This window comes from Bacillus sp. NPDC060175 (assembly GCF_042728695.1).
Taxonomy (GTDB): domain Bacteria; phylum Bacillota; class Bacilli; order Bacillales; family Bacillaceae_G; genus Bacillus_A.
The window spans coordinates 1-18,735 of the sequence record NZ_JBHWYR010000079.1; the positions used below are offsets into that span (position 1 = coordinate 1).

At 34.9% G+C, this 18,735-nt stretch carries 22 protein-coding genes and 1 other annotated feature; of the genes, 5 read left to right on the forward strand and 17 right to left on the reverse strand.

Annotation, left to right across the window (positions count from 1 at the left end; translation table 11 throughout):
- The 8 genes from ACFWDE_RS25580 to ACFWDE_RS25615 all read right to left on the reverse strand — a co-directional run.
- Positions 1–235: hypothetical protein (locus ACFWDE_RS25580; protein WP_377895600.1), on the reverse strand; the 235-nt coding region annotated here is incomplete at its 3' end.
- Between the two features lie 27 nt (positions 236–262).
- A complete protein-coding gene (locus tag ACFWDE_RS25585) occupies positions 263–1,102 on the reverse strand; it encodes a class I SAM-dependent methyltransferase (protein ID WP_377895632.1) in 840 nt (279 codons plus the stop codon).
- A gap of 351 nt (positions 1,103–1,453) precedes the next feature.
- A complete protein-coding gene (locus tag ACFWDE_RS25590) occupies positions 1,454–1,795 on the reverse strand; it encodes a DUF2085 domain-containing protein (protein WP_002127167.1) in 342 nt (113 codons plus the stop codon).
- Between the two features lie 143 nt (positions 1,796–1,938).
- A complete protein-coding gene (gene argS / locus ACFWDE_RS25595; protein ID WP_377895603.1) occupies positions 1,939–3,627 on the reverse strand; it encodes an arginine--tRNA ligase in 1,689 nt (562 codons plus the stop codon).
- 44 nt (positions 3,628–3,671) lie between these two features.
- Positions 3,672–3,886, reverse strand: a binding site (T-box leader).
- A gap of 36 nt (positions 3,887–3,922) precedes the next feature.
- Positions 3,923–4,699, reverse strand: coding sequence for a class I SAM-dependent methyltransferase (locus tag ACFWDE_RS25600; protein ID WP_377895605.1), 777 nt, complete (start codon positions 4,697–4,699; stop codon positions 3,923–3,925).
- Positions 4,700–4,748: 49 nt separating this feature from the next.
- Positions 4,749–5,183, reverse strand: a complete 435-nt coding sequence (locus ACFWDE_RS25605; protein ID WP_219918226.1) for a BrxA/BrxB family bacilliredoxin — start codon at positions 5,181–5,183, stop codon at positions 4,749–4,751.
- 82 nt (positions 5,184–5,265) lie between these two features.
- Positions 5,266–5,649: a thiol-disulfide oxidoreductase DCC family protein gene (locus ACFWDE_RS25610; RefSeq protein ID WP_377895607.1), complete on the reverse strand. Its 384-nt coding sequence runs from the start codon at positions 5,647–5,649 to the stop codon at positions 5,266–5,268.
- A 3-nt stretch (positions 5,650–5,652) separates the two neighbouring features.
- On the reverse strand, positions 5,653–6,780 hold the full coding sequence (locus ACFWDE_RS25615) for a conserved virulence factor C family protein (protein ID WP_377895610.1): 1,128 nt from the start codon (positions 6,778–6,780) through the stop codon (positions 5,653–5,655).
- A 258-nt stretch (positions 6,781–7,038) separates the two neighbouring features.
- On the opposite strand from ACFWDE_RS25615, the gene ACFWDE_RS25620 reads away from it, so the two are divergent.
- The 3 genes from ACFWDE_RS25620 to ACFWDE_RS25630 all read left to right on the forward strand — a co-directional run bounded on the left by ACFWDE_RS25620 (position 7,039) and on the right by ACFWDE_RS25630 (position 9,317).
- Positions 7,039–8,172, forward strand: a complete 1,134-nt coding sequence (locus ACFWDE_RS25620) for an FAD-dependent monooxygenase (RefSeq protein WP_377895612.1) — start codon at positions 7,039–7,041, stop codon at positions 8,170–8,172.
- 31 nt (positions 8,173–8,203) lie between these two features.
- On the forward strand, positions 8,204–8,650 hold the full coding sequence (locus ACFWDE_RS25625) for a hypothetical protein (RefSeq protein ID WP_377895614.1): 447 nt from the start codon (positions 8,204–8,206) through the stop codon (positions 8,648–8,650).
- A gap of 76 nt (positions 8,651–8,726) precedes the next feature.
- A complete protein-coding gene (locus ACFWDE_RS25630) occupies positions 8,727–9,317 on the forward strand; it encodes a TetR/AcrR family transcriptional regulator (protein WP_377895616.1) in 591 nt (196 codons plus the stop codon).
- A gap of 32 nt (positions 9,318–9,349) precedes the next feature.
- Here ACFWDE_RS25630 and ACFWDE_RS25635 read toward each other — a convergent pair whose 3' ends face one another.
- From ACFWDE_RS25635 to ACFWDE_RS25655, 5 genes are all read right to left on the reverse strand, one after another.
- Positions 9,350–9,706: a single-stranded DNA-binding protein gene (locus tag ACFWDE_RS25635; protein ID WP_377895618.1), complete on the reverse strand. Its 357-nt coding sequence runs from the start codon at positions 9,704–9,706 to the stop codon at positions 9,350–9,352.
- A gap of 161 nt (positions 9,707–9,867) precedes the next feature.
- Positions 9,868–10,122 carry a DUF4318 domain-containing protein gene (locus ACFWDE_RS25640; RefSeq protein WP_002148369.1) on the reverse strand — a complete coding sequence of 85 codons (255 nt, stop codon included), beginning with the start codon at positions 10,120–10,122 and terminating at the stop codon, positions 9,868–9,870.
- Positions 10,123–10,217: 95 nt separating this feature from the next.
- A complete protein-coding gene (locus ACFWDE_RS25645) occupies positions 10,218–10,949 on the reverse strand; it encodes a Bax inhibitor-1/YccA family protein (protein WP_002148371.1) in 732 nt (243 codons plus the stop codon).
- A gap of 77 nt (positions 10,950–11,026) precedes the next feature.
- Positions 11,027–12,922 carry an ABC-F family ATP-binding cassette domain-containing protein gene (locus ACFWDE_RS25650; protein WP_377895621.1) on the reverse strand — a complete coding sequence of 632 codons (1,896 nt, stop codon included), beginning with the start codon at positions 12,920–12,922 and terminating at the stop codon, positions 11,027–11,029.
- Entirely contained in the window at positions 12,919–13,566 is a 648-nt protein-coding gene (locus ACFWDE_RS25655) for an HD domain-containing protein (protein WP_377895623.1), read from the reverse strand. Before ACFWDE_RS25655 ends, ACFWDE_RS25650 begins: the two co-directional genes overlap by 4 nt.
- A gap of 109 nt (positions 13,567–13,675) precedes the next feature.
- On the opposite strand from ACFWDE_RS25655, the gene ACFWDE_RS25660 reads away from it, so the two are divergent.
- Positions 13,676–14,392 carry a hypothetical protein gene (locus ACFWDE_RS25660; RefSeq protein WP_377895625.1) on the forward strand — a complete coding sequence of 239 codons (717 nt, stop codon included), beginning with the start codon at positions 13,676–13,678 and terminating at the stop codon, positions 14,390–14,392.
- A 232-nt stretch (positions 14,393–14,624) separates the two neighbouring features.
- Here the strand turns inward: ACFWDE_RS25660 and ACFWDE_RS25665 are convergent, their stop codons facing one another.
- Entirely contained in the window at positions 14,625–14,900 is a 276-nt protein-coding gene (locus tag ACFWDE_RS25665) for a stage V sporulation protein S (protein WP_002035358.1), read from the reverse strand.
- Between the two features lie 531 nt (positions 14,901–15,431).
- On the opposite strand from ACFWDE_RS25665, the gene ACFWDE_RS25670 reads away from it, so the two are divergent.
- On the forward strand, positions 15,432–15,980 hold the full coding sequence (locus ACFWDE_RS25670) for a preprotein translocase (RefSeq protein ID WP_377895627.1): 549 nt from the start codon (positions 15,432–15,434) through the stop codon (positions 15,978–15,980).
- Positions 15,981–16,175: 195 nt separating this feature from the next.
- On the opposite strand, the gene ACFWDE_RS25675 is transcribed toward ACFWDE_RS25670, so the two are convergent.
- The 3 genes from ACFWDE_RS25675 to exsG all read right to left on the reverse strand — a co-directional run bounded on the left by ACFWDE_RS25675 (position 16,176) and on the right by exsG (position 18,658).
- Positions 16,176–17,786: a lipase family alpha/beta hydrolase gene (locus ACFWDE_RS25675; protein ID WP_377895629.1), complete on the reverse strand. Its 1,611-nt coding sequence runs from the start codon at positions 17,784–17,786 to the stop codon at positions 16,176–16,178.
- A gap of 263 nt (positions 17,787–18,049) precedes the next feature.
- Positions 18,050–18,259, reverse strand: coding sequence for a hypothetical protein (locus tag ACFWDE_RS25680; RefSeq protein WP_377895631.1), 210 nt, complete (start codon positions 18,257–18,259; stop codon positions 18,050–18,052).
- 246 nt (positions 18,260–18,505) lie between these two features.
- Positions 18,506–18,658: an exosporium protein ExsG gene (exsG, locus tag ACFWDE_RS25685; protein ID WP_000395676.1), complete on the reverse strand. Its 153-nt coding sequence runs from the start codon at positions 18,656–18,658 to the stop codon at positions 18,506–18,508.
- Between the last annotated feature and the right edge of the window lie 77 nt (positions 18,659–18,735).

Consider the following 18,735-nt stretch of genomic DNA (forward strand, 5'->3'; position numbering starts at 1 on the left):
CCGTAATGATCACTCGGAAATACGCATGATACTCTTTAAATATACAAAATGGATAACCTATTTGATTCGCGATATATTGTACTACATTTATCTTCTTTTCATCATCCATATGACTCCTAACTTCTTGAATAGCTAGAATATGAGGAGCAACATTTTGAACTTCCTCACAAATAGCCTCAAATCTCTCTGACCACAAAGTTTGATGATTCCAAATGTTGAGGGTAGCAATTCTCATTATATCCCTACTTTTCTAATATTAGATTTATCTCCTTATTTCACCGTATGTAATTTTCATATTAGGAGCGTACACCAAAGAAGAATGTATATGAAACGCTTCAATATCTGTTAAACCCCGACTCATTAAACGGTCTATAAATTGCTGTTTTTCACCTGGATTACTAGCAATGCCCTCTTCTTTTAGAGAATTATATAATCCTTGCTTATCATTTTGGGTTATATTAGAATCTAAAAAATTCACTTTATCGCTTACTCTGCATTCAATATTCTTCACACCTAATTCACTTAAAAACATCGGTATTTTCATACCAATATTGCCGTCTTTACCACTTCTATGTGTATCTTCTCCAAATAGCTTCTGCAAAACACCAAGCTGGATAATTTCCGATTGAATTACTCCACCTAGTGCGTATGAAGACATATTAGAAATCCAATGTGGTTCAAAACAAATAACATGTCCGCCCTCCTTAATCGAATTTATCATTTTTTGCAACATTGCTTTGGGCGAATTCATATGTAATAAAAAAGCATGACTGACAGCTATATCGTATTTATTTTTCAATTCAATTTCTGTCGCATCCCCCTCAATAAATTCTGTTTCATATGGGAGTGCACGAAACAACTCTCTCGCTTCAGCTATTAATGTTTCTCCCCTATCAATCCCTGTATACTTTGATCCAATTGGAAGTAAAGGTAACAAAATTAAACCTAAATAACCATATCCACAACCATAATCAACAATATGTACGGGTCCAGTAATCTTCCAAACTGAATTGACTAAAAAACTTAAATAATCATCGTTATAATATAAATCTCTCGTATTTCTTAAATACGCTAGCTTACTATTCCAATCATACTCTTCCAGGTCCAACACCTCCTTTTATATACAAAACTAAAGTTCTCCATTTAATAGTCACATTCCTACACTTCTAATAAAAAAAGCTAGTATACCTTAAACGATACACTAACTTTCCCACTCACATAATTTAACAATTACAATCAGTATAATCAGTACAAGCTAATGTACTGCAATCACAGTTTCTATGTTCGTCATTTCTTTTTAGGTGAAAATAGAGTAACACAATAAATATTGTACAAATAACAAAAGCAATTATTGCTTCTATATTTCTTTCATGAATGAGAAAACTAATCCCGCTTCCTCCTGAAATAAGAATTAGAACTGAGTAAATCCAAAACATGTAAAGTTCTCCTTCCGTTAATATATGCTTTTAGATGTTATCCATATAATGCTAGAGGCAATAAATAGCCCCATACCATTACCGCTTAATAAACCGGTCGTTACTCTTAGTAAATTTGTACTGCTTCTCCATTTCCATTTTTGGGTAAATCCATCAATAAGTAACGGAATTTGAGCGGAAAATGATAGTATTATTGCCAAAAGAAACGAAGGTGTCATATAAAAATAAATTGGAAACATTAAAATACCGATAAGCATGCCTGTACAACGCGCACATAAAGGTATGTATTTTTGTAGTTTAAGGAAACTTCTTTCCGATCTTCTATGACAAGGAATTTGTAAAATAAAAGTTCGAATCAATATGAATCACCCTCTCTAAATAGATTTTAATTGATTTTGCAAAAGAATTATATATTAATAAAAAACAACCCAGGTTCATCCTAGACCTGGGTTGTCAGTTCGCTGCTATAATATACTTGGGTTAATAATGATTATATTCTTATTTACATTTCCTCAGGTGCCCCCACCCCAAGTAAACGTAATCCCTCTTTTAATACAACCGTCACAGCGTAAGCTAATGCGAGTCTACTCTCTTTCTCTTCGTTCTCTTCTAATATACGAACATTTCCATAATATTTATTGAACGCTTGTGCTACATCTAATACGTATTTTGAAATAACCGATGGCTCATTTTTGTTGAAGGCCGCCTCAATTACTTGCGGGAATTTGTTGAGTAATTTTACTACACTCCAGCTGTAATCGTCTTTTAATGCAAAAGTACACGTTTCAAATTCCACACTTTCTTTTCTTAAAATTGAACAGGCACGCGCATGCGTGTACTGCACATATGGTCCTGTTTCTCCTTCAAATTTCAACATATTTTCTAATGAAAATTCAATATTATGCATACGCTCATTTTTTAAATCATGGAAGATAACTGCTCCAACACCGACTTGTTTTGCCACTTCTTCTTTTTGTTTTAAATTCGGATTTTTCTCTTCAATATTTTGTTCCGCAAGTGCAACAGCTTCTTCTAGCACTTCTTCTAATAAAATAATTCTGCCCTTACGTGTCGACATTTTCTTACCATCTTTTAATATGAACCCGAACGGTACATGTTCCATACCACCCACCCAATTATAGCCAAGCTTTTTTAATACAGTGAAAAATTGATTGAAATGCAAGCTTTGTTCGGGTCCTACTACATATAAAGCTTTATCAAATTCGTATGTGTTTTGACGATACAATGCCGCTGTTAAATCACGTGTTGCGTAAATGGTAGCACCATCTGATTTTCTAATTAAACATGGCGGCATACCTTCTTCTTCTAAATTAACGACTAATGCCCCTTCTGATTCTTCCAGTAAGTCGTGCTCTTCTAAAATCCCAATAAAGTCTTCCATTTTATCGTTATAGAAAGCTTCTCCTTGAAAGTTTGTAAATTCCACACCGAGAAGTTCATAAATACGAGAAAATTCTTTTAAAGACTCATGACGGAACCAATTCCAAAGTTCGACTGCTTCTTCATTTCCTTCTTCTAGTTTTTTAAACCATGAGCGTCCTTCTTCTTCTAGTTCTTTGTTCTCTTTTACTTCTTCATGAAACTGAACATATAGCTTAAATAACTCACGTATTGGATCCTCTTTAACTATTTCTTCATTTCCCCATTTTTTATATGCAGTAATTAACTTCCCAAACTGTGTTCCCCAATCTCCAATATAATTGATTCCCACAACTTCATATCCACATTTTTCGGCGATATGTTTCAGCGAATTACCGATCATTGTAGAACGTAAATGCCCCATTGAAAAAGGTTTCGCGATATTAGGAGAGGAATAATCGATAACTACTGTTTTTTCACATCCAAAATGATTTTGACCGTACTCTTCTTTCTCCGCTAAAATTGTTTTTAATACTTCATCACTTACTGTTTGGCGATTAAAAAAGACGTTTACATACGGGCCAACAGCCTCTATTTTCATAAAAAATGGGTCATTTAATTTCTCCGCAACTTCCTTTGCGATAGTAGCTGGTGATTTTCTATATTGCTTCGCTAGTGAAAAACATGGGAACGCTGCATCTCCGAATTCATCTTGTTTTGGTGTTTCGATTAAATCTAAAATTTGATTTTGCGTTAATTCATTCGTAAAAATATTCGATAAACTTTTTGCAAACTGCGTTTTATAATCCATAATACAACCTCCTTATTTTTTGAATACAAAAAACTCGTCTCTAAAAAAGAGACGAGTTTTAACCCGTGGTACCACCCTTGTTGTTCATTACGAACCACTTTCCCGTTTATAACGAGGACAGGGGGCCTCGGCTTACTCTACTATTCATTCAAGAAGCATCTCCGAAGTGCGCTTCATCTTTTTCTTCCGCACTAGGCTCACACCATCCCTAGTTCGCTTTCCTTCTGAAAAAGACTACTCTCTTCATCACAGATAGTATATTTAATTATTGCTTATTATACATCTTTTCAAACAATTAGCAAGGGTCAATTACACCAAAATGAAATTTTGCACTTTTTCTTTTGTATACGTGAAAATTGTGCTTTTCAAATCTAGAACTACGGAAATGATCTTTCAGAACGACACGTTTTCTCGCCACACGCTTCGCTTCCGCAATTGTTTCGTCAGTAATATCATGATACAAAGCGAAATGTTTTAACCCTTTTATTCCATCTGATTCGATGACAGTTTCTTCAAACATCGGATCAAGGTATACGACGTCATAACTATTATCTTCACATTGCGTTAAAAATGCGAAATGCTCAGTTTGTTTTACATCGATTCTTTGCATTGCTTCATCGATTTCAGAAACGGATGAAGACCATGTTTTCAAGCCTTTTCCCATGATGTACGCCATATATCCGTTTCCTTCAAGCCCTGTTATTTTTCCGTTCTCACCAACAATATAGCTAGCAACAATACTATCTGATGCCATACCGAGCGTACAATCTAATACTGTCATTCCGCTCTCTAGTTTAGCAGCTTGTACAAAGGGATCGTGTTCTCCGCGCATTAACCTTTTCACACGAAACATTGCTGAGTTTGGATGAAAGAAAAACGACTCTTCCGTACCTTCTGGATAAATAGCTAATCGGTTTTTCCCTACGATAAGCACATCTTGTTCATACTGCTCATGCAGTTTGTGCACAGGTATATCATTACGTAAAACGAAAGAACAATTTAATTCTTCTGCTACCTTATTTGCATAAGCTGTCATTTCTTTATTTGTTCTTCCTGCTGTTGTTACTATCATTTTTTCACCTCTATATAAAGAAAAGAGGGAGATTTACTCTCCCCCTACTTTAGCAATTCTTTTCGAAAGCTTGTTCTAAGTTTGTAATAATTTCGTCCATTGTTGCGCCTTCAATTTCATGACGGTGAATGAAGTGAACAACTTCTTTTCCTTTTAGTAATGCCATAGATGGTGAAGATGGAGGAATTTCTCCGAAGTATTCACGCATTTTCGCAGTAGCATCTTTATCTTGACCTGCAAATACAGTTACAAGATGATCAGGTTGTTTTTCAGCACGTACAACCGCTTGACCTGCTGATGGGCGTGCTAAACCAGCTGCACAACCACAAACAGAGTTTATAACAACTAATGTTGTACCTGTTGCATTCTCAATAAATTCTGTTACAGCTTCTTCTGTAGTTAACTCTTCAAATCCAGAACGCACTAACTCTTGGCGCATTGGAATTACCATTTGGCGCATGTATTCTTCATAAGCATTTGACATCTTGTATCTCTCCTTCAACTTTCATTCCAAATTCATCATATCACGCTCTATTAATAGGTGCAAAAGAAAGATAGTGACGTTTTCATTTTTTTGAAGGGATTTCACAAACCCCTTCACGGCAATGTCCGACTGGGACAAGTTTTCTATTGTTAGCGATATAATCGTATACTTTACTTCCAAATCCAAGTACGATAGATAGTTTTATAAAAGGCACTGCAAACCAATAAGATGGAACGGCCTTCGCTAATACATATATACTATGAATGCCATCGTACCATTTATTGTTTTTAAAAATATACAATCTTTGTTCCATCTTGCGCTGTAATTCTTCAGAAAGTTCGTATTGATCCACTACATCTTTATCTCGAAATGAAACAAATGTCATCTTGCCCTTGTTATCTACTTTTTTCGTACGTTCTGCCACTGCCGTGCACATCGGACACCAACTATCATAGAAAACAATCATACATTATTCCCCTTTACGAGACTCCGTCATTTGCTTCCATACAGAACCTTTTGCTTCTTCGCCGCCTTCAATACGTTCTAAAGCTAAACGTGCTTGCATTGCTACTTCAAACTCTGGATCATCTTCTGCTACTTTTAATGCGGGAATTGCACTTTCATCACCAAGTTCAAATAAGAACATTGCTGCACGCCAGCGTACTAATTTACTTGAATCTTTCAGAGATTTAATCATAACGAACATCGCTGCTGGGTCACCTACGTCCGATAAGCAATCTCCCGCTGTACGGCGAACACTTACAGAACGATCTAATAACGCTTTATATAATAACGGCAATACTCCATCACCTTTTACCATACCTAAATAAGCTGTTGCTAGGCGGCGGATAGATACTTTCTCATCATCTAACGCCATTTTCAATACTGGCATATCTTCTTCAGTAGGATCCATTTGTTCTAAAGCTGCAAAACGTTTTTTCCAGTCGGAATCCTTCATCATCTCTTCTGTTACTTTATATGGCTCACGCTTTTGAATCGTTACTTCAACAGCACCCGCTTGATCTAATAATTCTTTAACCGTTTCATTTACACGTTCTTCCGAATAAGCAGCAACAATTTCTTCTACTACTTCTTTCCCGATTTCTTCAAAATTACCGTAACGTGTACTTTGCTCTACCCACTTACGTTCTTTCACAACGTTAGGTGCAGACATTTGCACTTTCATAATGGATTCTTTAAAACGATCAGGTAAGCCAACACGCTCTTCTGTCATCCCATCAGTTAACTTCACTTGCATTGGAATAGTAAAGAACATTTGAATAAACACTTTCACTTCTCCAAAGTGAGAAAGTTGTTGTTCTTCGCTTTCTTCTACTATTTCTTCACCGAAAACGGCACGAACTTGTTGTAATAAAACTTTCCAGTCATACTTCGCATTTCGCTCCACTGCTAAAAAGTCTGCAACATGATACACACCTTTAATGCCTTCAATCTTCAAAATTTCTTGCACTTGTACTGGTGCTTGTTCTGCATTTTCATTTGTATAATTATTACGTGCTCCTGATGGTAATACTTCATTCAAAATAACTTTCATTGTATTCGGACTTGGCGTCGGTTCAATAGCTTTAATCTTCACGTAAAATAACTCTCCTTTATTGCTTGTTCTTAGCTGTATTGTAACATGTTATCACTCTATACTCCTACTCGGATGCTTAATTTTACTAATTCCTCTTCTACATTTTTAGAATTTCAATTATTTCTATTTTCACCTAATCGTTCCGGAACTATAGTTAAAAGTCTAATTGACAATAACAAAAAAAGGTATTAATCTTAACTCATAAAATGACCACGGTCATTTTATGAGTTAAGTCACTTAATTATGGAGGGATAACACATGAATAATGTCATGATTATAGGTGGTGGTATTGCTGGTCTTTGCGCAGCAATCTCCTTACAAAAAATAGGATTAGATGTAAAAGTGTATGACAAAAATATTGAACCTACTGTTGCTGGTGCAGGTATTATCATTGCCCCAAATGCAATGCAGGCACTTGAACCATACGGAATTTCTAAGCAAATAAAAAAATTCGGGAACGAAAGTGACGGTTTTAACCTTGTGTCAGAAAAAGGATCTATATTAAGTAAATTGACCATTCCAACTTGTTATCCAAAAATGTACTCCATTCATAGAAAAAATTTACATCAATTGCTTCTTTCAGAACTACAAAAAGGTACTGTCGAATGGGGAAAAGAATGCGTAAAAATAGAACAAAATGAAGAAAACGCCTTAAAAATATTATTTCAAGATGGTAGTGAAGCACTCGGTAATATACTCATTGCTGCTGATGGTATTCATTCTGTCGTTCGAAAACAAGTAATACAAAGCGATGGTTATCGTTATGCCGGATATACGTGTTGGCGCGGCGTAACTCCAGCTCATAATCTTTCTTTAAAAAATGATTTTATTGAAACTTGGGGAACAAACGGTAGATTCGGTATCGTTCCTCTTCCAAACAACGAAGTATATTGGTATGCGCTCATAAATGCTAAAGCTAGGGACCGAAAATACACAGCATACACAACAGCAGATTTATATAATCATTTCAAAAGTTACCATAGTCCTATCCCAGATATTTTAAACAATGCATCGGACGTTACTATGATTCATCGTGATATTGTAGACATCACTCCAATGAAACAATTTTTTGACAAACGCATCGTCTTTATTGGGGATGCTGCCCATGCACTTACACCTAATTTAGGTCAAGGAGCTTGTCAGGCAATTGAAGATGCTATTATATTTGCTGAATGTATCAAAAAAAACGCCCACTATCGTCAAGCATTTATAGAATACGAACAAAAAAGACGAGCACGAATTGAAATAATCTCAAATACTGCGTGGAAAGTTGGAAAAATGGCGCAAATAGAAAGTAAACCTTTAACTATAGTAAGAAACGAAGTAATGAAACGTATCCCAAAATGGGTTTCTGAAAAACAAGCTCATGAACTATACAGTTTTCATTTATAACACGAAACTACAACGAAAAGTGGCGAAAAGTATGAACAGAATTCTCTCTATCCTTCTTTCAACTGTATTATTTATTAATTTACTTGGATGCACTTCTTCCGCCTCAAATAAAGAAGACTCAAAACTTACATTAAAAACAACGGATGTAGCGAATATAAAGTTGTTACATGTAAAGGAAAATAATACAGTAAAAGCAGAAACAAACAATAAAGGATTTATTGTACAAATACTTAAGTCTATTCAAGCAGGTACACCTAAAGAGGTTTCTTTAACTAAACAAACTATGGAATCCGTATCAAGTAAAATGGAAATTGTATATGAAGATCAATCTATAAAAACTTTATTAATTTTAGTAAATGATGACGATACAATTACAATAATGGAAAACTCTAACTCTAACGCTACATCCACAAAGGGTGTTCAAATACAACACGACCTAAAAACTCCCATGATTGTATCAAACTTCATTAAACAGTAAATTTATTTATGAAATACAATTTCGTTTGAGATTATCTAATAAACAGATATAATTGTTTGTGTTAGGAGTCGATTATATGCTTAGAGAAACGAGAAAAAAAGAATTAAAAGAACTTATATTCCTAAAATCAGTACAACTCTTTCAAGAACGTGGGTACGAAAATGTAACGGTTCAAGACATTACTACTGCATGCGGGATTGCAAAAGGAACTTTCTTCAACTACTTTCCGAAAAAAGAAAACATATTATTATTTTTAGGTGATTCTCAAATGGAGTTATGGAATGAAAGTTTAAAAACGTATGAAAATGTGGAACATCCGAAAGAGCGAATCAAACTTGTTTTAGGAGATTTACTGGACCGATTTACTGGACATGGAGAATTAATGACGCATGCTGTTTTTGAAATTATTAAATCTAACTACTTAGTAGAAAATGAATTAAAAAGTATACAACAGCTACAAGAAAGTTTGTCTTCGATTATTACAGCAGCGAAAGAAACAGGAAAATTAAATAGTCCATGGGATATAAATATTATCACTTCTACTATTATGGGTACCTATTTTTATACACTCCTGTCCCAATCGCTATTAGATTCTAATGAAACAAACGCGAAAAATATACTCAATCAACAGTTAGATGTTGTTTGGGAAGGTATCAATCAAAAATAATAGAGGGCTATGCTACATAGCCCTCTTAATTTTTAATGCTCTTTTACATTTCCCCCCGATGCACCCTCCCGCCTTCTCTCTAAAAATGTAATGCTCTCAATCACAACTTCAGTTCTATATACTCTCTTTCCTTGCTCATCATCGTAATTACTCGTATGAATACGCCCGGTAATCCCAACAAGTGAGCCCTTCATACAATATTCTGTTACATTTTCAGCCGATTTTCGCCAAACAATACAATTTATAAAATCGACTTGTTGTTCACCTATACTATTTCGAAAACCTCTATTCACCACAACACATATTCGTGCATAAGCAACTCCTTGTTTTGTGTAGTATAATTCTGGCTCCTTTGTCAATCTACCGATTAATACAACTCGATTCATCATAAGTTATACCACCTCACATATTTTTCTTCATTGTAAAGAAAAATGTTGGAAGGGTAAAAAGTACAAAACGGCATGTTTGTAAATAAAAAATATTACTTTATATCATACAAAACTAAAAAAGAAACCCTACATATTTTAAACATGTAAGGTTTCCAAAAATATTATACTTCACTGCAAGATATGTAATATCCTCCGCGAGCCATCTTTATTTTAGCGCGATACATTACATTTTCTAAGTAGAAAGTAATCGGTTTAACTTTACTCTCAAATTTTAATTGTTCATTACATTCAGCCCCATATCCTTCAATAGCTGAACGAATGACTTCTGCTGACGGATATGTTAAAGCGTCATCTAGTTCTATGAAAAAACTTTTAGAAAATAGTTTTTTCATAATTCCTTTTTTCTCTTTCATCATATTCCATCCCCCTTCAATTCAAGTCGCCAACATCCATATTTTCAATTTATCTTTGAAAACAAAAAAACCTGCATATTTCATGCAGGTTTTTTTCATTAGTCATTTTTCGTAAAGTAAGAAACGAAACGAAGAATTTCTAAGTATAGCCATACTAGCGTCATCATTAGACCCATTGCACTGTACCATTCCATATATTTTGGAGCTTGGCTACGTGCACCACTTTCGATTAAATCGAAATCTAGTAATAAATTTAATGCAGCAACTACGATAACAACTGCACTAATGATAATACCAATTGTACCACCTTGGTGAATATACGGAACAGTTACACCGAACATGTTTAGTAAGAATACGATTAAATACATTACCGCAATTCCCATTGTCGCTGCTATTACACCTGTGCGGAATTTATCAGTTACTTTTACTACGCGCGTTGCATATAAAACTAACATCGCAAATAGAATAGAAATTGTTAGTAATACAGCGTTTAAAACGATAGTATCGCCAAATTTCATTGTATAAACCGCTGAAATACTTCCTAATACTACCCCTTCTACCGCTGCATAGATTGGTGCACCGATAGGTGATATGCGTGGGAAGAATATAGACGCAAACGCAACGATTGCCGCAATAACTAAAGCACCAATTAATACTGGCATCTTCATCGTACCTTGCGTCATCTGTATGTATGAATAGACAGACGTTGCAAGCAGCAAGATAAGCATGATAAACGTTTTGCCTACTGTTCCGCCAATAGTCATCGCAGAAGCATTTGCTCCTTCTTTACGGAATGCCTCTTTTTTCAACATTGGATTAGATGTTCTCATTTTTTTCCCCTCCTAAAATAGGTTCTACCAATAGTGTAAAGTTTTTCTCTTTACTTTTCAATATATGCAGCTTGTTTTTATTTTAATCCTTCAACGATGTCTGATAGTTCACTCCATCTTTCCATCGTTTTTTCTAGCTCTTCTTCTGTTTTCTGCTGTGCTTCAGATAATTCTTGTGCCTTTGTGAAGTCAGATCCAACTTTCGCAAGTTCTTCTCCAATTGACTCAATTTTCTCTTCTAGTTCGGCAATTGTATCTTCAATTGTTTCCCATTCACGCTGCTCATTGTATGAAAGTTTACGTTTACGTTGTTGTTTTGGAGCTTCTTCTACTACTTTTTTCTCTTTTTGAACTTCCGCCTTCTCAATAAGTTCTTTCGTCTTTTCCATTTCTAAATAGTCCGTATAACTACCTAGGAATTCACGCACTTCGCCTTCGCCATTAAAGATGAACAATTCATCTACTACTTTATCTAAGAAGTAACGGTCATGCGATACAGTTAAAACGACACCTGGGAAATCTTCTAAATAATCTTCTAGCACTGTTAATGTTTGTGTGTCTAAATCATTCGTAGGCTCATCAAGTAATAGTACGTTTGGTTCTCCCATTAAAATACGCAATAAATATAAACGTCTTCTTTCGCCACCAGATAGTTTACCAAGCGTTGTTCCATGTGAATGCGGTGGGAATAAGAAACGTTCTAACATTTGAGATGCGCCAATTACTTTTCCGTCTGTCGTATGAATAACTTCTGCAATCTCTTTAATGTATTCAATCATACGCTGATTTAAATTCATCTCTTCATTTTCTTGCGTATAATAAGCAACTTTTACAGTTTGCCCAACTTCAATTTCACCACTATCAGGAGATAGTTTTCCTGCAAGCATATTTAATAGTGATGATTTTCCGCTTCCATTTGCTCCGATGATTCCGATACGATCACCAGGCTTCACAATATGATTAAAGTTATGTAATACTGTTTTATCACCAAATTTTTTCGTTACATCTTTTAATTCAAGTACTTTCTTTCCTAAACGACTTCCACTTAATGCAATATCAACTGACTGTTTTGCTGCTGGTCCTTCTTGTCCCTTTAGTTCATCAAAACGCTGAATACGTGCCTTTTGTTTCGTAGAACGGGCCTTTGCACCACGACGAATCCAAGCAAGTTCACGACGATATAAATTTTGGCGTTTTGATTCTTGTGCCGATTCTTGCTCTTCACGAAGTGCTTTCGCTTCTAAAAATGTACTATAGTTTCCTTCGTAGCTATATAGTTTACCGTTATCTAATTCAAAAATACGGTTTGCCACACGATCTAAGAAATAACGATCATGGGTTACAAGTAATACCGCACCTGTATATCTTGCTAAATATTCTTCTAACCATTCAACTGTCTCATGGTCAAGATGATTCGTAGGCTCGTCTAAAATTAATAAATCAGGTGTTTCAATAAAACATTGTGCCATTGCGATACGTTTTTTCTGTCCACCAGATAAATTTCCAACAGTTGCCGTAAAATCTGTAATTCCTAATTTCGTTAAAAGAGATTTCGCATTTGCATTTGCTTCCCATGCACTCATTGCATCCATACGTTGCTGCACTGCAAATAATTGTTCCTGTACTTTTTCATTACTTGGATCTTTTTCGATATTTAATAACGATTGTTCATAATCACGAAGAAGACGAATTAAAGGTGTATCACCATGGAACACTTGCTCTAATACTGTTAGTTTTTCATCAAACTCTGGTTGCTGTGATAAATAACTAATTGTATAACCACGTGAATGCGTCATATCACCTATATCAGGAGTTTCTAATCCTGCAATAATTTTTAATAATGTCGATTTACCAGTACCGTTTACACCAATAATTCCGACACGTTGTCCTTCTGTAATACTACATGATAATCCATCAAATAACGGTTTTTCTCCATATGATTTCGATAAGTTCTCCACAGTTAACATTTTCATATTTGTGCATTCCACTCTTTCATAAATTGTTCAATAAACTGTTCCATATAACGATGACGAATTTCAGCCTCTTGTTTTGCTCCGTTCGTGTTCATTAAATCTTTTAGTTTTAAAAGTTTTTCATAAAAATGATTTAAAGATGGATCATTATTTTTTCTATATTCATCTTTCGTCATCACTTCTCGAGGCGGAATAGTTGGATCATACATTAATCTTCCTTTCGCCCCTCCGTATGCAAATGTCCGAGCTATTCCAATTGCACCAAGAGCATCTAAACGATCCGCATCTTGAACAATTTTCCCTTCCAATGATTCTACTTTACCACCATGTCCACCCTTAAAAGACATATTCATAATAATGTGAAGAATATGTCTACTTTCCATTTCTTCAACATGTAACTCGTCTAACCAATCAGAAACTTTTTTCATTCCTGCTTCTTCACTCACATTTAACTTCTCATCTGCTACATCGTGAAGTAATGCTGCCATTTCAATTATAAAACGATTTCCCCCTTCTTGCTCAGATAAAGAAATCGCCAATTTATGTACGCGTTCAATATGATACCAATCATGCCCACTCGCATCTTTTTCTAAAATATGCTTTACGAAAGTTATTGTTTTTTGAATTTTTTCTTGTTTTATCATTTTATCTTCACCCAGTTACTTATTGTAACACGCCCGCATTTTTTCATCACATATTTTCTTGTCTGCCCATACACTAGGTGGTAGGCATCATTATGAAGGAGGAATAAACATGTTCTATAATAATCAACCGCCTTACCCACAACAACCTTTTTCCCCTCAACATCAGGAACAAAGATATGCTGAACAGCATGGGGAGGAAGAGACACAACATCAAGAGCCTCAATACGAACAAAATCCATACGCAACACCGCAAACTCAAGAAACTGAATATCAACAAAATCCATATGACACACGTCCAAATTATGAATATCCTCAAAATCCATATGCAGCACCACCAACTCAAGAACAACAATATCAGCAAAATCCATACACAACTCAGTACACTCAAGAACAACAATATCAACAAAATCCATACACAACTCAGCCACAGCAACCGCAATACCAACAACAAATGTATCAGCCAAACTATGACCCACGTGTCTCACCGCCAGCACCGCAAACTATCGATCCTACGCAACCGCAAATTTTACCGCCTGGGCCGACACTCGATATTACGCAGCCACAAATTTTACCACCAGGACCTATTACAGAACCAACGCAACAACAAATCCAACAAGTTGTCGGTACACAGTTTTTACCTTTAAAAAAACCTGTACTTGATTTCGTAAAACCTTGGGTAGATTACGGTTTAAATGAAGCGAAACATACATCACACAAACATGCTTTAACAGAAGTTGCTGCGATTATGTTCTTAGTTGGTAAAGGATTCAACCCAACGATTGCTCATTATATTGTAGAATCTTGGGAGAAGAATGAGCAGTTTTAGAATTGTTGATTTTAAAAAACATAAAAACCTCAAAAATGCCAAATCCCTTATGTATCAAAGGATTTGGCATTTTTAAGTTTCTAGAAAAACCCGCTAAATATAAGAGAGAATTAATAGTCATAAATCCGGTACAATACTGTATCCACGCCCAAGGAACTGTCAAATGAAATAACGTGTCTAACTTTTTGGAGTCTATTGACCTTTTCAAATCCCCTTATATTAGTGTTCGCTATTAAGACCTTCTCCTTCTAGGACCTACAATTAGTTTGATTGCTGTTCTTTCTTGATTATCGATAGTAACCTCTTGAAACGCTGGAACAAGAACCAAATCAATTCCACTTGGAGCGACAAAACCTCTTGCAATCGCAATTGCTTTAATCGCTTGATTTAAAGAACCCGCTCCAATTACTTGAATTTCCACCTTGCCACTTGCTCTTAGTACACCGGCTATTGCACCTGCCACTGAATTTGGACTTGATTTTGAGGATACCTTTAATATATTTTCCATGTACGTTGCTCCCTCTATTATTTAATCTCTCTTTTCTTACGGTTTGAAATATAACTGACGTATCTTTAACTACTATTCATACCAAAAGCAAACAATTCTGTATAATTACATTCATTCGATATCTTTTGTCTTCTTCCTGCTCAATTGCATAAATAAAAAGCGATGACTAAGTTGGAAATTTAGTCATCGCTTTATCCATTTCTCTGTTTAACTAAAATGCTGTCCTTTAAATACTTCTCTTCTTTACTTTGGCGATATACTATCTTAAAGTTTACATATCTCAACATTTTAAAACCTGGGATAGAGTTATCTGCTAAATTTTCAGCCTTTTTCGTCTTCAAAAGTCATAACATATAATATTCTAATTCTATTCTTTTGAAAACTATATCTCCTCATTAGAGCACTTTATATGATGCTATCTTTTTATCCCAAATCTATCACCTTACATATGGACAAGTATACACGCCAATTACTTTTCAATTGCATAGACTACTATGTGTTATACATTTATTAATAATAGGAGGTAGTATATTGGGTTCATACTATCATTCTTCAAGCTCATATAAAAAATGTTCATGCCATCAATCTTCCAGTTCGTATAAAAAATGTTCATGCGACCATTCACATAAATCATCTAAACCAGCTTACGGCACTTTTTGGCAAACTGAGTTTATAACTGTTCCTTTTGGCGATTCTTTTCCATTTAATCACGTTGGCCCTTTGGCAGGAGGAGTTTCCTTACTAAATCCGACTACTATACAATTTAGTAAAGCTGGTGATTATAGAGTTTCTTTCATTTCAAGTATTAACACTACCTTAAATCCTGTATTTCCCCATATTCCAGTCATAACTATATTTTTAAATAACAATCCTCTTGCTAATAGCCAAGGTGATTTCACTTTTCAAATGAATACTTCATCAAATAACGAATGCCTTCAACTAGTTGGCGAAACTATTGTTACGGTACCAGCTAATTCAACTCTTCAACTTAGAAATAATAGTGGTTTTAATCATCAAAGTATTGTAACTTGTGATAATGGTATAAATTCAGTTGAATTAACAGTTACAAAACTAAGTTAATACTATTCCCTCACATTCAGATGCTAATTCAGCATCTTTTTTTATTGCATAACGTTTTTTTGATTCCTATCGTCCTCTTATAGAACATAAACTCCTATTTCACTTTTCTATTCATCTAGTAAACATGAAAAAGTGCCGAAATCCTTCTACCACAAGAATTCGGCACTTTTTTTATTAAAACAGATTCATTCTTTCCTACTTCTCCACATAAACCGATTTAACTATCGTACGATTATAAGGTTGTCCTTCCTTATTCATCCCTTTCATATCAATTGTAACGTTATATACACCTGGCTGTTCTATATTTTTCAAAGCACCTGTAAATGTAGTTGTATTAATATTTTGCGATTCATTTGATTCAGAAACTAATTTTCCATCTTTATTAATTACTCTTACTGTTACTGAAAGATCGCCTTTCATTTCTGGAGCTGCAGGTGATTTTTTGAGTTTATACTCTACTTTATTTACTTTAACCTTTGCCGGCATTTGAAGGACGAACGGAGCATCTTTTTTGTAATCGGTCACGATTAAATATGCATCTTTCGGCTGCTTCGCCATCATTTTAACTTGCCATTCTCCTGCTTCCATTTTATCAAATTTAAATGTTCTTATAGTCGCCCCTTTAAAGAAAGATTCATCTTCACCAGTAGATACAGCACTATCTTTATTTGTATAAACTTTTCCTTTTGGAGATATTAGTTGTATTTCTACATCCGAAGAAGCTGTTAAAACAGAAACTACCCCTTCTGCTTTTTTATCAACTGCGACAGTTTGTCCTACCCACTGATTTTGTGACAACTCTCCTCCTAAAATAGCTTGATTAGAAGTTGTGTTTAATTGTTCTACCTTTTCCTCTGAACTATTACTCGGGGCTAATAAAGCTGGTACTGGTACAGTTGCTGTCCGTAAATATGGTTCAATTCGTGCAAAAACGGCTGAACCTTTTCGTATATTATCATGATCAAATCGTGAATCTGTAAATAAATGTGTTCCATATGGTAACTTAGCACTCCATTCGTTCACTAATCCATCATTAGAACCGTATGATGACAAATACAAGCCGCCCATAGATAATGCTGAAAAAACAGGTCCCCAGCTTGTCCCAGTAGCCGTATAGTAACGGTTTAATTTAGCTGCAGGATTATTATCTATTGTAGAACGAAACTTTGCCATTTCACCTATTTGCAATGAATATGTCCCATCATCTTTTTGACCTAATATAGAGGCGAGCCACCCTGCCCACCAACTATATGATAAATCCGCTAAATTTGATCCGTAATGCGGAGTGGCAAGTGTAATAACATTTCCAACAAATCGATTCGCTCCATATCCAACTAACGCAGCTTGTGTATCGATACCACCTTTACTATGAGCTACAACATTTACTTTTTTACCAAAATGATTATAAATTTCTTCAAGCTTTTGTGCTAACAATTTTCCATTGTCCCATTGGCTAGCTGATCCTTTCCCAGCAGCATCGTATAATTGAATAAATACAGTTTGATAGCCTGCTTTCAAAGCGTAGTCGTACATATCATTCATATCATGATATACCGTCTTTCCATACCAACTATCCGCATTACCGTTTCTTCCTTGCACAAAGAGAATTGGTGGTTTATTCTCATCATAATTAGCAGGTTTCTGACCTAAAAACCATTCTCCAGGAGTAAATACTTCTTTATCTGGAAAACCAGTCTTAAGCTCTGTTACAACCTCCGCGTGTACATTTGTACTAAAAACCACCGGACTCATAAAACAAAGTACAATAAATAATGCTATACTCCTTTTCATAATTCCCATTAACATCCCCCTTTTCCGCCCGAAAGAAAGCGTTACCATTCAATTGGACACCAAGTGTTTTAAATTCCATTTAATCAATTACTTTTACGATACATTATAATAAGAACTTAATAGCCGCATTCCTTTCTTATCAAACGTTATTCTCTCAACATTCCTTCATTCCTTTTTACAATAAGCGTTTTGAGTATTTCTCAATAAAGCTTTCTCTTTACAAAAAAAGCTGCGTATAAAAGGTCTCTTTAATAACCTTTTATACGCAGCTTCTTTGTTTAAAATTCGATGATGTACTCATCATCATATTTATCGTATTGCAAACCAGCTCCTATTCTCAATTCTGTAACTTGATCTCTAAGGAATGGTGCATCCTCTATTTTACTAGTTGCAATTTCGATTCCATATTTTTTTGTTAAATGCGCTAACTCTATTAAAAACCATTCTCTTCGCAACGCGATTGGAATTTCATACGTTCGTCTTTTCATATATACTAGCACCTCTTCTATTTTCATTATTGAAAAGAGTATCACTTCTACTTTCGATACACTTTTTAAAACTATCGTTCATCATCAAAGGCCGATGAAACATTATAGTATATGCATGTCCATTTTAAACGTGCTATTGCAAAATTAGTATAAAAAACCAGCAAAACTTAATTAGTTTACATAATAAAATTATGTAATAGTAAAAGGATAGGCTTGTCCCTCATCCTTTTACTATAGAAATCTAAATTAAGAACATCTTGGTACACCTAAAGCTAAAAATAAACCTGCTACTCCTGCTGTAATTGGCACCTTCAACGTAATAACATCATCTACTTTTGTTACTAAAAAGTAAGCATTCCCTTCTTGTAACACACAATTAACTAACAATTGAAATTCCATTCAAATCTCCTCCTTTCAAATGGGATACTATAATCTATGAAAATCTTTTCAAAAGGTAATAGGAATTAAATCTATTT